We start from the raw sequence: 13847 nt of genomic DNA, 5'->3' as shown, positions 1-13847 counted from the left end.
GGTTTCCTGCTCCTGCTTGCTCAGCGAAGTGACGGTGGCGTCGGCTGCCAGCACGGTTTTCAGTGCTGCGGGGCCATGGGCGCCGATGGTGGCGAAGGTGTTTGGCACGCCGCCGGCGGCTTTCTTGATCTGGGCATAAATCTCGGCGGTGGCGCCGGTGGCGCTGGCAATCGCTGGGGTAGTGATTCGGCTCATGATGTTCTCCTTTACGACAGTGGTTGGGATGGATGTACTTTATGCCGCCGCGCTGAGCCGGATAACGGATAAAATACTCAATATCGTGCTAATTCGTCTCATTCACTTATGTCCACTATCGATTGGCTCAGCCGTCTGCTGGAACTGACGCCCGCCAGCGGCAGGCTGGAAGTACGCTGCCTGTATGGCGCGCCGTGGCGTGTCGTGTATGAAGATTCCGCGCCGGGCGAGATCCCCTATCACATCGTCAATGCCGGAACGGCGGTGGTGGAAGATCCGGCGGGCGGCCCGCCGGAGATGCTGCATGCGGGCGACGTCGTGCTGATGCCGCACGGCTCGGCACACCGCCTGCACGATGGCAGCGGCAAGAAGCCCGCCACGGCGCGCTACCGCGATGCGCCCAACCTGACGGTCAGCGAGAACGTCGGCAGCGGCGTGCGGCTGGACATGCTGTGCGGGCGCTTCGTCCTGCCGCCGCACAGCGACCGGCTGATGCGCGCCTATCTGCCCGCGCGCCTGATCGTGCGCGGGGGCGAAAGTGCGGGCCAGCTGGCCGGGCTGGTGGCGCTGATGCGGCAGGAATCCACCAATGGCAATCTGGGTGGGGATGCGATGCTGAAGGCGCTGTCGGCGGCCCTGTTCGCCCTGGTGCTGCGGCTGGCCAGCGAAGCCCAGGATGCGCCGGTTGGCCTGATGGCGCTGGCCGGTTCGCCTCGGCTCGCACCGGCACTGGAAGCGATGATGCGTGAACCGGCGCAGGAATGGACGCTGCCGCGCCTCGCCGAGTTGTGCAATATGTCGCGCGCCACCATGGCGCGTCACTTTCAGGAGAAGCTGGGACGTTCAGCCAGCAGCCTGCTACTCGATATCCGCATGACGCTAGCCGCGGACGAGTTGCGCAAGCCGGGTGGTTCGACCGAGCGCGTGGCGGAGAAGGTCGGCTACAACTCGGTGGCGGCCTTCAAGCGCGTCTTCAAGCAGCACACCGGCTACACGCCCGCCGCCTGGCGTCAACTGGGTAGGGCGGATCTGATGGGGGCGCCCAGTCCCGCTTAATGAAGAAGCTGCTCCAGCCACTGCTTGAGTGAGCTATGCGCGGCGCTGTTAATGTCGAGGAAGGCCATATGGTCCATGCCTTCGATTTCCACGTGATGAATGCGATCACCGCGTACGCGGGCATCTTCCGCATAGCCGCGTGACAGATAGGCGGGCAGGGATTCGTCTTCGCTGCCGTGGATGATCAGTTGCGGCACACCCAGCGGCAGCAGGCCGCGCGGGGAATAGGTCTGGTAGCGTTCGGGCACCGAATCCGGCGCGCCGCCCAGCAGAGAGGCGACGGCGCTGTCGGCGGGATCGAGCTTGTGCGTGGCGTGGAAGTCGGCCACCGGCGCCAGTCCGGCCACGGCGAGCGGCTTCACGCGGCCCTGTTTGCGGCAACCCAGCCAGAGCGCCAGTTGTCCGCCAGCGGAATGTCCCACTACGATCACGCGCGTCAGGTCGATGTGCGTGCTGCCGGCTGCCAGCACAGCCAGATGGTCGAGTCCTGAGGCGGCGTCGGCAAACACGTGGCGGTAATCCGCGCCGTGTTCGGTGAGGCGGCGGTAGCCCATATTCCAGACTGCCAATCCGCTAGCTGCCAGATCTTGCGCCACCACGTCGAACTGGTCGCGTCCATGCGGCAGACGCCAGAAGCCGCCATGCAGCAAGCAAATCACGGGCAGATGGTTGCCTGAGGGGAGGTAGAGTTCTCCGGCCTGGGAGGGAAGGGGGCCGTAGTGGTGGGTTCGGATTTCCATCGGCCTATCTTAGTGGACAGTTGCCGCGAAAATGTCACGAGATTGTAAGCAGGGCGGACTGCGCCGCCCCAGCTTGAGCGACTGTTCAGGCCTTCGGTGCCTTGTGGTGCTTGGCTTTGTGGGTCTTGTGGACGCTGTGCTTGCCAGCCGCGTGGTTTTTGGTCGAGTGGGTCTTGGCGAATGCCGGGACGGACAGGGCGAGCGCGATGGCTGCGACAACGATGTGTTTCATGTGAACTCCAGTGGATGCGGCAAATGCGTGCCGTTTCGCTGCGTCATTATATGCGCAGCTTCGCACAACATGGGATGCGATATGTACAGAGACTGGTAACATGTAGAGAAAAGCAGAGGAGGGCATCATGGCGCTACCACACGCATCATCCGGGCAGATGATCGGCATCCAGGGACCGGCGGGGGAAGACCTGTCGCAGTTCTCGTCCATCGCATTGGCGAAGACGGAACAGCTGGAGTTGATACGCATCGTGCTCCCATCCGGCAAGGCGCTCCCGGAGCATAGCGTCAAGGGCCAGATCACCTTGCAATGCCTGCAAGGCGAGGTGGCGTTCGATGCGCATGGGCGTACCGCCATCATGCGTGCGGGCGAGATGCTTTATCTGCAAGGCGGCGCGCCGCATGCCCTGCGCGCCAACCAGAATTCGCTGCTGCTGCTGACTATTTTGCTGCGGGATTGACCGGCAGGCGGAAGGTAAATCGCACGCCGGCATCGGCGGCGCTGTCGAGGCGGACGGTGCCGTGCAGGATGGCTTGCACCACGTTCAGCACGATCGCCAGCCCCAGTCCTTGCGCACCCTCGCCGACACGCGTCGTGTAGAAGGGATCGAACACGCGCGGCAGTTCCTCGGGCGGGATGCCGCAGCCGTTGTCCTGGTACACCAGCTCCACCGTATCGTGATCCGCCAGCAGGCCGGAAATCGTAATGCGCCGCTCGCCGCGTCCATCGAAAGCATGGGCCAGTGAGTTGTCGATCAGCTTGGCGAGCACTTGCTCGACGTGGCCGGGATAACTGTCCATGGTCAGCCCGCGCTGGATATCGGTACACAGCTCCACGTGGCCGCGGTTCAGCATGGGRCCCATCGCCGTCGCGATATTGCGCACCGTTTCCTCCAGCTTGAACAGGCGGCGTTCCTGCGCATCCTGATCGACGGCGATCTGCTTGAAGCTGGCGATCAGATCGCCGGCGCGTCCGCTGTTCCGTTCTATCATCTGGCAGGCGGCGCGGGCTTCTTCCAGCAGGCGCTGCAAGCCGCCCTGCGTCAGCTGGCGCGACTGCAGCTGCGCTGTCACCGAAGCGATGCGGTCGGCCAGCGTCGATGCGCTCAGCACGATATTCCCCAGCGGCGTATTGAGTTCGTGGGCAATGCCCGTCACCAGCCGCCCGACCGTGGCCATTTTCTCGGTCACGATAATCTGCTGCATCAGGGCCGCATCTTCCGCCTTGCGCTGGCGGCAGTGCCAGATCTGCAGCAAGTCCTGCTCGACCACATCGCGGAATTGCTCCAACAGCTCGGCGTGGACAGGGTCATAAGAATTCTCGTGGCGATCGAGCAGGCACATGGTGCCGAACATGCGGCCATCCGGCCAGCGCAGGGGATAGCCCATATAGGAAATCATGCCCAGCGGGACGTTGGGGTTGTCCTGCCAGCGCGGATCGGCCAGCGCATTCGGCACCACCAGCGGGCGCCGCGTGGCCATCACCGTTTCGCAGTAGTAGCCGCTGTTATTGGGCGCCAGCGCGTCGGCGCTATAGGGATTACCGGGCGAGTTGCTGGCGATGAGCACGCGCATCGCCTCCGCCTCGGCCTTCATGATGAGGGCCGCCGGCACCTGGATGATTTTTGCGACGAGGTCGAGAATGCCCTGCCACTTGGCCATGACGGCCGGGTCGACGGCCAGCTCGCTCAGGTCGATCGCTGAGGTATCCATCGTCCGCTTTCAAGAAAAAAGCGCTGATGGACCATTATAGGCTCAGCTTGCAGGGCCGGTGGTTGTTTCCCCGCGCGGGTCGCGGGCCAGCAGACGCTGCACCAGTTCCTGCGGTTTGCCGCCATCGAACAGCACGCCCGCCACGGCATTCGTGATCGGCATTTCTACGCCCAGCTTCTGCGCCAGTTCACGTACGGCTTTCGCGCAGGGCACGCCTTCCGCCACGTGGCCCAGTTCATTGACCACCGTCTCCAGCGACTTGCCCTGCGCCAGACCGAGGCCGACGCGGCGGTTGCGCGAGAGGTCGCCGGTGCAGGTGAGGATCAGGTCGCCCATGCCGGTCAGGCCCATGAAGGTTTCCACCTGCCCGCCCAGCGCCGTGCCGAGGCGGGTGATTTCCGCCAGGCCGCGCGTGATCAGGGCAGCACGGGCGTTCAGGCCCAGGCCCATGCCGTCCGCCACGCCGGTCGCGATGGCCAGCACGTTCTTCACGGCGCCGCCCACTTCCACGCCCACCAGGTCTTCGCTGGAATACACGCGCACCATGCCGCCGTGGACCGTTTGCACCACGCATTCGCGCAGCGCGGCCGAGGAGGAAGCGATGGTCAGCGCGCACGGCAGGCCCTTGGCCACTTCCTGCGCAAAGGAGGGGCCGGACAGGGCGCCGGCCGGCACCGCATCGCCCAGGACTTCACGCACGATCTGGTGCGGCAGCAGGCCGGTTTCGTATTCGAAGCCTTTGCACAGCCAGACGATGTTGGGAATGTTCTTGCCTTTCAGCGCCTTCAGCAGCGGGCGCAGTCCGGCCACCGGGCTGGCCGCAATCAGCAAGCCGTCGGTGCCCACGTGGGCGACGGCCGCATCGAAATCGGCCGTGACAGCCAGGCTGTCGGGGAAGGGATAGCCCTTCAGATAATGGGTGTTCTCGCGCGCGGCCGCGATTTCGGCCATGGCGTCCGCATTGCGGCCCCACAGCAGCACATCGTGGCGGGCGGCGACGGCAATCGCCACCGCGGTGCCCCAGGCGCCGGCGCCCAGCACGCTGATCTTGCGCGGCGTGGCCGCTGTTTTTTGATTGTTCTGCATTACTTCAGAGGCCCCAGATATCGGCGCTGCGCACATAACCGCTGCTGCCATCGCGGTGGCGCACCTTGGTCCAGCCATTGCCGGCCAGTTCAGTCAGTTCCAGCAGCACGCCTTTGTCGGCGGTGAACACGATGGCGGAGGCCTCATCCGCCGCGGCGCGCACCTTGGTATTGGCATTGCGTATGATGACATTGCGCTGCTGCTTGCTCAGGCCCTTGGCTTCGGTCCAGGCCAGGCTGCCGTCCGCGTCGCGCACCTTGACCCAGTCGCCATAAGTGATCACGACTTCCAGCGGCGCGCCGCGCGGAACGATGAATTGCTTGCCTGCCTTGAGGGAGGGAGCGTCGTAGAGGATGGCCGGAGCAGCGCCTACCGTCCGAAAGTCGACAGCCGAAGCCGCAGCGGACGCCAGCAGCGTAAAGGCTAAAACTATCGAACGGGAAATTTTCATTGCAAATCGCATGTCTATAAACGCACAAAGGCCGCTAAGGGCCTTTGTGGACAGGAAGCCGCTCGGGCTTCCATGGTACAACAGAAAGATTACTGCACGGTTGGTGCAGCTTCGGCGCCGCCAGCTTGCTGCTGGGCCAGGGCGGCCAGACGCTGCTGGTAGAACACTTCGAAGTTGATCTCAGCGAGGTGCACTGGCGGGAAGCCGGCGCGGGTGATCAGGTCGGCGATGTTCGAACGCAGGTATGGGTACACGATGTTCGGGCAGCCGATGCCCAGCAGTGGGTCCAGCTGTTCAGCAGGAATGTTGCGGGCTTCGAAGATACCGGCTTGCTTGCCTTCCACCAGGAAAGCGACCTTTTCACCGACCTTGGCGGTCACGGTGATGGTCACGGTCGACTCGAAGATGCCTTCGGACAGCGGCTCAGCGCCCACGTCCAGGGCCACTTCGATGGTTGGCTGGTTTTGTTCCAGGAAGATAGCCGGGGAGTTCGGCTGTTCCAGCGACATGTCCTTCAGGTAGACGCGTTGGATTTGGAATACGGGTTGCAGGGTTTCGTCAGACATGGATCGCTTTCGTTATCGTAATAGGTCTCTGGTTTTGCTTGCTAGGCTGCGGACAGCCCAAATCAAACGCGAGGGCAAATTGTAGCAAAACTGCTTTATTTGCAAACCGTTTTACTGCCCTCCGTTGTATTTGGGGATCGTTTAACCTTTTAACAAGGGGTCCAGGCCACCGGCCTGGTCGAGAGCGTACAGATCGTCGAAGCCGCCCACGTGGGTGTCGCCGATATAGATTTGCGGCACGGTGCGGCGGCCGGTTTTCTCCATCATCAGCTGGCGCTGGGCTGGGTCCAGGTCAACGCGGATCTTATTGATGTTCGATACGCCTTTGCTTTCGAGCAAGCGCTCGGCACGGACGCAGTAGGGGCACACCAGGGTGCTGTACATGGTTACGTTGGTGGTCATGGCTAATCCTTCACAGTTATTTCTTCATTGGCAGGCTGGCAGCCTGCCAAGCCGCGACGCCGCCTTCCAGCACGACGACGTCAGTGAATCCAGCCTTTTCCAGAATTTTCGCGGCGCTGAAGGCGCGCGTCCCCTTTTGGCAAACAACAATAACAGTCTTGCTTTTGGACTTTTCCAGCTCGCCGAGGCGGTTTGCCAGGTTGGCCGCAGGAATATTCACGGATTCCGGCAGACGGCCTGTGCCAAATTCTTCGGCAGTGCGTACATCGACAATGGTGGTTTTACCGCGGTTTATCAACAGGGTTGCTTCGGCAGGGGAGGCTCTTTTACTGCGCTGAGTCAGGACTGGCCAGAGCAGCGCGCCGCCGGAAATGACTACGATGCCGATAAGAATGATATGGTAGAGGTCGAATTTCACGGGTTTTCAATGGTTGAACTTAATCCGCGCATTATAAAATAGAAGCTTGCGCGTAGCTCCGGCCGCGGTTTTTCACCAATTTCCTACTCTTAAGATATTGCTCTATGTACAAAATCGTATTCATGCGTCATGGCGAGTCCACGTGGAATCTTGAAAATCGCTTCACCGGCTGGACCGATGTCGAYCTGACGGAAAAAGGCGTGGGCGAGGCGAAGATCGCCGGCCAGGTGCTGAAGGAAGCCGGTTTCAAATTCGACCTGTGCTACACCTCCGTGCTGAAGCGCGCCATCCGCACCCTGTGGCTGACCCTGGATGAGATGGACCTGATGTACCTGCCGATCAAGCACGACTGGCGCCTGAACGAGCGTCACTATGGTGCACTGCAGGGCCTGGACAAGGGCGAAACCGCCGCCAAGTTTGGCGACCAGCAGGTGCTGGTATGGCGCCGCAGCTATGATACGCCGCCGCCGGCCCTGGAAGCGGACGATGACCGCTCCTCCTACAACGACCCGCGCTACGCCGGCCTGCCGAAGGATTCGATCCCGCTGACCGAATGCCTGAAAGACACCGTGGCGCGCGTCATGCCGGCCTGGAATGATGAGATCGCTCCTGCCATCAAGGCCGGCAAGCAGATCCTGATCTCGGCCCACGGCAACAGCCTGCGCGCCGTGATCAAGATGCTGGACGGTATCAGCGATGAAGACATCGTTGGCCTGAACATCCCCAACGGCCAGCCGCTGGTGTACGAACTGGACGCCGACCTGAAGCCGATCAAGCACTACTATCTGGGCGACCCGGCAGCGATCGCCGCCGCCCAGGCTGCTGTGGCCAACCAGGGCAAGGCCAAGTAATTCCGGATGGCAGTGACTCCGATCCGGCGTGCCGGTGCGGCCCTGCTCGCACTGGTGCTGGCCGCGGGTGCCGCCTACGCGGCGCCCAAACAGACCGAACGCAGCAAGCAAAAAGCCTCCGCCGAAGCGGAGCGGGCCGCTTTGCAGCAGAAGCTCAGCAACCTCAAGCGCGACATCGGCAAGACCGAAAGCGCGCGCGAGGATGCGGCCGATACGCTGGCGGAGTCCGAAGAAGCCATCTCCAACGCCAACCGCAGCCTGCGCGACCTGGCCGAGGAACAATCCCAGACCAATACCAGGCTGGCCCAGCTGGCCGCTGAACAATTGCGCCTGGCCGCCGTGGTGGCGGCGCAAAAGCAGCAGCTGGCCAAGCTGTTGCGCGAGCAGTACCAGGCAGGCAATGAAGACCGCATCAAACTCCTGCTCTCCGGCGACAATCCCAACCGCATCAACCGCGAACTGCAGTTGATGGCCTATGTGTCCCAGGCCCAGGCCAGGCTGCTGGAATCCCTGCGCGCTAACCTGAAGGCGGTCGAGGACAACCAGGCCGAAGCCCAGAACGCCAAGCAGGAACTGGATGAAATCGCCGAGGAGGAGCGCCAGCAGAAGAAAGTGCTGGAGCAGGAAAAGGGCCGCCGTGCCGCCCTGCTGGCCAATCTGTCCAAAAAACTGCTGGCCCAGCGCAAGGAAGCCGGCAAGCTGGAGCAGGATGACCAGCGCCTCGGCAGCCTGGTCGAGCGCCTGAACAAGCTGATCGAAGAACAGGCGCGCGCCGCGGCTGCGGAAAAAGCGCGCCAGGAAAGACTGGCCGCCGAACGTGCCGCCAAAGCCAAGGCGGAAGCGGAAGCGCGCGCCCTGGCCCGCGCCAAAGCCGCAGCGGAGCGCGAGCGCCTGGCGCAGGAAAACAGGGCCAAGGGCATCAAGACGCCGCCACCCAAGCCGGAACCGGAAGAACCGCCGCGCGTGGCCGAAAAAGAGCCGGAACGCGACGACAAGGCGCCGCGTCCGTCCGAAGTGGCGCTGGCACCGGCCGCCCCGGATGGCGCCTTTGCCGCCCTCAAGGGCCAGCTGCGCGCCCCCGTGCAGGGCAAGGTGGCCGCCAAATTCGGCACCAAGCGCGGCGAAGGCGTGAGCTGGAAGGGCATGTTCATCCAGGCGCCGGAAGGGGCGGAAGTGCGCTCCGTGGCCGCCGGACGGGTGGTGTTTGCGCGCTGGCTGCGCGGCTTCGGCAACCTGATCATCGTCGATCACGGTGGCCAGTATTGGAGTATCTACGGCTTCAACGAGTCCCTGCTCAAACGGGAAGGCGACGCGGTGAAGGCAGGCGACCCGATCGCAGCGGCCGGAAATACCGGTGGTAACGAAGAATCGGGTTTATACTTTGAATTGCGGCACCAGGGCAAGGCATTCGATCCTGCCGGGTGGGTGAAGTTCTAGCAATAAGTGAAGGCGTCATGGGCAATAAGTTCAAGAGTTTCGGCCTGATTGGCCTGGGCATGGTGGCCGGTGTCGCCGCTTCGATGCAATTTTCCGCCGTGGCGCAGAAAGCGGGCACGCCGCTGCCGCTGGAGGAGCTGCGCCAGCTGTCCGAAGTCTTTGGCCTGATCAAGACCGACTACGTGGAGCAGGTCGACGACAAGAAGCTGGTGGAAGACGCCATCGCCGGCATGGTCGCCTCGCTCGATCCCCACTCCGTCTACCTGGACAAAAAAGCCTTCAAGGAAATGCGCGAGTCGGTGGCCGGCAAGTTTGTCGGCATCGGCATCGAAGTGGGCATGGAAGACGGCTATGTCAAAGTCGTGTCGCCGATCGAGGATTCGCCCGCCTTCAAGGCCGGCATCAAGGCTGGTGACCTGATTACCCGCATCGACAACACCCCGCTCAAGGGCCTGTCGCTGGATGAAGCGATCAAGAAGATGCGCGGCGATCCGCACACCAAGATCATGCTGACCATCTCGCGCAAGAACGAAGACAAGCCGCTGATGGTGCCCATCGTGCGCGAAGAAATCCACGTGCAGAGTGTGAAGGCGAAGATGATCGAACCGGGCTACGCCTGGTTGCGCATCTCGCAATTCCAGGAACCGACGGTCGACGATATGGCGAAAAAGCTGAACAAGCTGTACGCCGACAATCCGAACATCAAGGGCCTGATCCTCGACCTGCGCAATGATCCGGGTGGCGTGGTGCCTGGCGCAATTGGCGTATCGGCGGCCTTCCTGCCGAAGGATTCCGTGGTGGTGTCCACCAACGGCCAGTTGATCGACTCCCAGCAGACCTTCTACGCACGTCCCGAATACTATTCCGGCCGCCACGGCGGCGATCCGCTGTCCAAGCTGCCAGCCGCGCTGAAGACGGTGCCGATGGTGGTGCTGGTGAATGGCGGCTCCGCATCCGCATCGGAAATCGTGGCCGGTGCCCTGCAGGACTACAAGCGCGCCATCGTGATGGGCAGCCAGACCTTCGGCAAAGGCTCGGTGCAAACCCTGCGCCAGCTGACACCCGATACCGCCGTCAAGCTGACCACCGCGCGCTACTTCACGCCAAATGGCCGCGCCATCCAGGCCAAGGGCATCGTACCGGACTTCGCGGTCGATGAAACGGCGGAAGGCGACGCATTGAACAGCCTGCGCATCCGCGAATCGGATCTGGACAAGCACCTCAGCAACGACGACGCCGATGCGCCGAAAGCCGCGCGCCGCGACGAACTGGAAGAAGAGCAGCGCCTGATCGCACTGGCCAAGACCCAGAAGCCGGTCGAATTCGGCGGCAAGGACGATTTCCAGCTGGCCCAGGCCATCAACCACTTCAAGGGTCTTCCTGTGAAGCTGGCCAAGGCCGACAAAGTGGAAGCCGACAAGCCGCCGGTCGCTGAAGCGAAGCCGGAAGCCAAGCCGGTCGAAACGCCCAAGCCGCTCGACAACAAGGCGGCGGCCAAAAAGTAAGCGATGGACGACGGACAACTGCTGCGCTACTCGCGCCACATCCTGCTCGATGAAATCGGCATCGAAGGCCAGCAGAAAATCCTGCAAGCGCGGGCACTGGTGATCGGCGCGGGCGGCCTCGGTTCGCCGGCAGCGATGTACCTCGCCTCGGCCGGCATCGGCCAGCTCACCATCATCGACAACGATGAAGTGGACCTCACCAACCTGCAGCGCCAGATCGCTCATACGACGGCGCGTGTTGGCCGTCCCAAGGCGGAATCGGCGCGCGAAACCCTGCACGCCATCAATCCGGAGATCAGCATCACCGCGCTGGTCGAGCGCGCCGACGATGCGCGCCTGGCCGAACTGGTGGCGCAGCACGACGTGGTGCTCGACTGCACCGACAATTTCAAGACCCGCCATGCCGTCAACCGCGCCTGCGTGGCGCACAAGGTGCCGCTCGTCTCCGGCGCCGTGATCCGCTTCGACGGCCAGCTCAGTGTGTTCGATCCGCGCAGTGGCGAACAGCCCTGCTATTCCTGCCTGTTCCCGCAAGACCAGCCTTTCGAGGATGTGGCCTGTTCCACCATGGGCGTGTTCGCGCCGCTGGTCGGCGTAGTGGGCGCCATGCAGGCAGCGGAAGCGCTGAAGCTCGTGATGGGAATCGGCGAATCGCTTGCCGGCCGCCTGCTGCTGCTGGACGGTCTGCGCATGGAATGGACCAGCATTACCATCACCCGCAACGACGGCTGCCCCGTTTGCGCGGCTCATAACTAAAAGCCCAGGGAGATCCACCGTAATGAAGCGTATTGCCTCCGTACTTGCACTGTCCATCGCCGCCGCTTTCAGCGCGCAGGCCGCGTCGACCACGCGTTATGTGATCATTTCCGAGAACAACGGCAAGCAGACCGGCGAACAGGTTGTCGAACGCATGGACGACGGCCTGACCAAAGTGCGCTTCATCTACAAGGACAACGGCCGTGGCCCCGAACTGACGGAAGAATTCCGCCTGGCGCCGGACGGCACCATGAGCAGCTATCACGTCAAAGGCAATTCGACGTATGGCGCCGTGGTGGACGAATATTTCGAGCGCAGCGGCAGCAAGGCGCAGTGGCATTCGACCACGGAAAAAGGCAGCAAGGACGTAACCGGCCCCGCCATCTACGTTGCGCTGAACGGTTCGTTTGAGGTGTCGTCTGCCGCCATTACCGCGCTCGCAAACACGCCGGATGCCAGCATGCCGCTGCTGCCTTCCGGCACGCTGAAGCAAGTCAAACTCGATGAAGTGCAGGTCACCAGCGCTGACGGCAAATCCACCCAGACCGTGCAGCTGCTGGCGCAAACCGGCCTGGGTCTGAGTCCGCAGTTCTCCTGGGCCACCACCGGCGACAAGCCTGCCCTGTTCGCGGTGGTCATCCCCGGCACCTTCGTGTTCTCGCTGGACGGCTGGCAGAACAACGGCAAGCTGCTGGCCGAGCACCAGAAGGCTGCGGAAGCAAAGATGCTGAACGACCTGGCGGCCAAGCTGCAGCATCCGCTGGAAGGCCTGACCGTGGTGCGCAATGCGCGCATCTTCGACAGCGAAAAGGCCACCGTCGGCAAGCCGTCCGATATTTACATGCTGCGCGGCCGCATCACTGCCGTGCTGCCGGCGGGTGCGCCGGTGCGCGGCGCGGTCAACGAGATCGATGCCGCCAACCGCATCGTGCTGCCTGGCCTGTTCGATATGCATGGTCACATCTCGCGCTGGGATGGTCCGCTGCACATCTCGGCCGGCGTGACCAGCCTGCGCGATATGGGCAACGACAACGCCCAGATCCAGATGATGATCGACGAGACCAGCAACGGCAAACTGCTTGGTCCGCAGATCGTGCCGGCCGGTTTCCTGGAAGGCGAGAGCCCTTATTCCTCCAACGGCGGTTTCGTGGTGAAGACCCTGCCGCAGGCGAAGAACGCGATCGACTGGTATGCCGAACATGGCTACCCGCAGCTGAAGATCTACAACTCCTTCCCGAAAGAGATCCTGAAGGACACCGTCTCCTACGCGCATGAGCGCGGCCTGCGCGTGTCCGGCCACATCCCGGCCGGCCTGCGCGCCCAGCAGGCGCTGGATGCAGGCTACGACGAGATCCAGCACATCAACCAGGTGATGCTGAACTTCCTGTTCAAGGAAGGTGTGGAAACGCGCAGCCTGGAACGCTTCTACCTGCCGGCTGAAAAKACGGCCGATCTGGACTTCAACTCCAAGCCGGTGAAGAATTTTGTGTCCTTCCTGGCGAAGAAGAAGATCGTGATCGATCCGACCCTGTCCACCTTCGCCTTCCTGAAGCAGAAGGATGGCGATGTGAATGAGCCTTGGGCGCCAGTGGAAGGCAATATGCCGCCTGACGTGGCGCGCAACTTCCACGTCGGCACCATGAAGATTCCGGATGCGGCAACCCAGAAGCGCTACGAAAAATCCTACGCCAAGATGGTGCAGTTCGTCGGCATCATGTACAAGGCCGGCGTGCCGCTGGTGGCGGGCACCGACGATATCGCCGGCTTCACCCTGCAGTCCGAGCTGGAATTCCTGGTCAAGGCGGGTCTGACCCCGTCGCAGGCGATCCAGATCGCGACCCGCAATGGCGCGCTGTATACCCGCACCAGCAATGACCGCGGCAGCATCGAAAAGGGCAAGCTGGCAGACCTGGTGCTGGTCGATGGCGATCCGACCAGGGACATTGGCGACATCCGCAAGGTGGCGGCAGTCATCACGCGCGGCTCCATCATTTTTCCGAAGGAGATCGATACGGCGGTGGGCGTGCGTCCATTCGTCAGTGAGCAGCCGGTCGTGAAGACGCTGGAATCGGTGTCGTCGAGCATCGCCGGCAGCAATGATGGCGCGCTGCGCCGCATTGGCGTGTCGGCCCGCGAGCGGGATTAACGTTCGTGACCAAACGTGACTAAAACAGACACGGGGCTCCGGCCCCGTTATACTGCTAGTTTAGGCATTCTTGTTTAATTTGTAACTGAACCTTTATGCAAAAGATTTCTCAACGCCGCCGCGCGCGCGGTTTTACCCTGATCGAGATCATGGTGGTCGTGGTCATCATGGGCGTGCTGGCTGCACTCGTGGTGCCGAAGCTGCTGGGCCGCGCCGCCGAATCCAAGGTGGCTGCCGCCAAGGTGGACATCGCCACGATCATGCAGTCGCTGAAGCTGTACAAGCTGGATAACC

16 protein-coding genes and 1 pseudogene are annotated in these 13847 nt (G+C 62.6%); 8 read left to right on the top strand and 9 right to left on the bottom strand.

The window, feature by feature from the left end:
• Window positions 1-195: pseudogene (locus tag AB4Z11_RS06825) on the bottom strand (carboxymuconolactone decarboxylase family protein); the annotation flags it as partial.
• Window positions 196-303: 108 nt separating this feature from the next.
• Between AB4Z11_RS06825 and AB4Z11_RS06820 the strand changes: the two are divergent.
• A complete protein-coding gene (locus tag AB4Z11_RS06820; protein WP_442023723.1) occupies window positions 304-1251 on the top strand; it encodes a cupin domain-containing protein in 948 nt (315 codons plus the stop codon).
• Here the strand turns inward: AB4Z11_RS06820 and AB4Z11_RS06815 are convergent.
• Window positions 1248-1991, bottom strand: a complete 744-nt coding sequence (locus AB4Z11_RS06815) for an alpha/beta hydrolase family protein (protein WP_442023720.1) — start codon at window positions 1989-1991, stop codon at window positions 1248-1250. The two genes, AB4Z11_RS06820 and AB4Z11_RS06815, sit on opposite strands and share 4 nt — an antisense overlap.
• 85 nt (window positions 1992-2076) lie before the next feature.
• Window positions 2077-2223, bottom strand: coding sequence for a hypothetical protein (locus tag AB4Z11_RS06810; protein ID WP_442023718.1), 147 nt, complete (start codon window positions 2221-2223; stop codon window positions 2077-2079).
• Window positions 2224-2350: 127 nt separating this feature from the next.
• Between AB4Z11_RS06810 and AB4Z11_RS06805 the strand changes: the two genes are divergently transcribed.
• Window positions 2351-2683 (top strand): cupin domain-containing protein, encoded by a 333-nt coding sequence (locus AB4Z11_RS06805; RefSeq protein ID WP_442023716.1) that lies wholly within the window; start codon window positions 2351-2353, stop codon window positions 2681-2683.
• Here the strand turns inward: AB4Z11_RS06805 and AB4Z11_RS06800 are convergent.
• The 6 genes from AB4Z11_RS06800 to AB4Z11_RS06775 form a co-directional block, all read right to left on the bottom strand.
• On the bottom strand, window positions 2664-3935 hold the full coding sequence (locus AB4Z11_RS06800; RefSeq protein ID WP_442023714.1) for an ATP-binding protein: 1272 nt from the start codon (window positions 3933-3935) through the stop codon (window positions 2664-2666). The two genes, AB4Z11_RS06805 and AB4Z11_RS06800, sit on opposite strands and share 20 nt — an antisense overlap.
• A 42-nt stretch (window positions 3936-3977) precedes the next feature.
• Window positions 3978-5021, bottom strand: coding sequence for an NAD(P)H-dependent glycerol-3-phosphate dehydrogenase (locus AB4Z11_RS06795; protein ID WP_442023712.1), 1044 nt, complete (start codon window positions 5019-5021; stop codon window positions 3978-3980).
• A 4-nt stretch (window positions 5022-5025) separates the two neighbouring features.
• Window positions 5026-5472 carry an SH3 domain-containing protein gene (locus AB4Z11_RS06790; protein WP_442023710.1) on the bottom strand — a complete coding sequence of 149 codons (447 nt, stop codon included), beginning with the start codon at window positions 5470-5472 and terminating at the stop codon, window positions 5026-5028.
• Between the two features lie 89 nt (window positions 5473-5561).
• Window positions 5562-6038: a protein-export chaperone SecB gene (gene secB, locus AB4Z11_RS06785; RefSeq protein WP_442023708.1), complete on the bottom strand. Its 477-nt coding sequence runs from the start codon at window positions 6036-6038 to the stop codon at window positions 5562-5564.
• A 141-nt stretch (window positions 6039-6179) separates the two neighbouring features.
• Window positions 6180-6440: a glutaredoxin 3 gene (gene grxC / locus AB4Z11_RS06780; RefSeq protein ID WP_442023706.1), complete on the bottom strand. Its 261-nt coding sequence runs from the start codon at window positions 6438-6440 to the stop codon at window positions 6180-6182.
• A 16-nt stretch (window positions 6441-6456) separates the two neighbouring features.
• Window positions 6457-6858: a rhodanese-like domain-containing protein gene (locus AB4Z11_RS06775; RefSeq protein WP_442023704.1), complete on the bottom strand. Its 402-nt coding sequence runs from the start codon at window positions 6856-6858 to the stop codon at window positions 6457-6459.
• A 104-nt stretch (window positions 6859-6962) separates the two neighbouring features.
• Between AB4Z11_RS06775 and gpmA the strand changes: the two genes are divergently transcribed.
• The 6 genes from gpmA to AB4Z11_RS06745 all read left to right on the top strand — a co-directional run.
• Entirely contained in the window at window positions 6963-7709 is a 747-nt protein-coding gene (gene gpmA / locus AB4Z11_RS06770) for a 2,3-diphosphoglycerate-dependent phosphoglycerate mutase (RefSeq protein WP_442023702.1), read from the top strand.
• 6 nt (window positions 7710-7715) lie between these two features.
• The gene (locus tag AB4Z11_RS06765) at window positions 7716-9146 is read left to right on the top strand and encodes a murein hydrolase activator EnvC family protein (protein ID WP_442023700.1); all 1431 of its coding nucleotides are present in this window, start codon (window positions 7716-7718) and stop codon (window positions 9144-9146) included.
• Between the two features lie 17 nt (window positions 9147-9163).
• Window positions 9164-10651, top strand: coding sequence for a S41 family peptidase (locus AB4Z11_RS06760; RefSeq protein WP_442023698.1), 1488 nt, complete (start codon window positions 9164-9166; stop codon window positions 10649-10651).
• Window positions 10652-10654: 3 nt separating this feature from the next.
• Window positions 10655-11407: a HesA/MoeB/ThiF family protein gene (locus AB4Z11_RS06755; protein WP_442023696.1), complete on the top strand. Its 753-nt coding sequence runs from the start codon at window positions 10655-10657 to the stop codon at window positions 11405-11407.
• A gap of 22 nt (window positions 11408-11429) precedes the next feature.
• Complete coding sequence (locus AB4Z11_RS06750) at window positions 11430-13553, top strand: amidohydrolase family protein (protein WP_442023694.1); 2124 nt, start codon at window positions 11430-11432, stop codon at window positions 13551-13553.
• A 95-nt stretch (window positions 13554-13648) separates the two neighbouring features.
• Window positions 13649-13847 (top strand): prepilin-type N-terminal cleavage/methylation domain-containing protein (locus AB4Z11_RS06745; protein ID WP_442023692.1); only part of this gene is annotated, 199 nt, incomplete at its 3' end.

This window comes from Pseudoduganella sp. RAF53_2, assembly GCF_052113985.1.
Lineage (GTDB): Bacteria > Pseudomonadota > Gammaproteobacteria > Burkholderiales > Burkholderiaceae_D > Rugamonas.
The sequence above is the reverse complement of the archived record's forward strand: the minus strand, read 5'-3'. Positions and strand labels throughout refer to the sequence as shown.